Origin of the sequence: Vibrio sp. 10N.286.51.B11, assembly GCF_041469245.1 — a bacterium.
Classification (GTDB): domain Bacteria; phylum Pseudomonadota; class Gammaproteobacteria; order Enterobacterales; family Vibrionaceae; genus Vibrio; species Vibrio crassostreae_C.
The window spans coordinates 1-661 of sequence record NZ_JBFRKI010000059.1; the positions used below are offsets into that span (position 1 = coordinate 1).

The 661-nt window shown below is 45.7% G+C and carries 1 protein-coding gene; it reads left to right on the top strand.

From position 1 onward, the window contains the following. Positions 1 to 551: GlxA family transcriptional regulator (locus AB4154_RS22105; RefSeq protein WP_372124118.1), on the top strand; the 551-nt coding region annotated here is incomplete at its 5' end. Between the last annotated feature and the right edge of the window lie 110 nt (positions 552 to 661).

Sequence of the window (661 nt, forward strand, 5' to 3'; positions counted from 1 at the left end):
AGCAATTTCCTAAGGTGGATTTTGACCCAAACCCTCTATTTGTTGAACATGAGACTATCATTACCTCTGCTGGAGTAGCTGCTTCACTCGATTGTTGTCTACATATAGTGCGCCGTTTGTGTGGTAGTGAGCTTGCGAATGATCTCGCACGTAAGATGGTGACTGCGCCATCTCGTACTGGTGGACAGCAGCAATACATACCAGCACCAGTCAACATAAAACCTCTTACAGAGACAAGTATTAGCCTTGTGATTGAGCTGGTGGAGCAGAGCCTTAATCAGTGTCACTCACTAGATGAAGTCGCTGAGCGCTGTGCGATGAGTAAACGTACCTTCACACGCCAGTTTAAATCCACCTATGGCTGTACATTTGGTGAATGGCTGCAAAACCGACGTTTGGTGCTTAGCCAACGTCTATTAGAAACCACGAAACTATCGATACCTCAAGTTGCAGAGCAAGCGGGTTTTGGCTCTGACAGTGTATTCAGAAAGCACTTTAAATCGGCTTTTCATGTATCGCCGATTCAGTGGCGCACTACATTCAAGCAATAGTCTTAATTTCATTGAGGGCGATGGGGCTAGATCGTCGCATCTATTACTTTTTGTATCTGAAACCTTGCAAGTTCAATTCTAGGCGTTTTTGGGGCATCACAAGCCAGCCC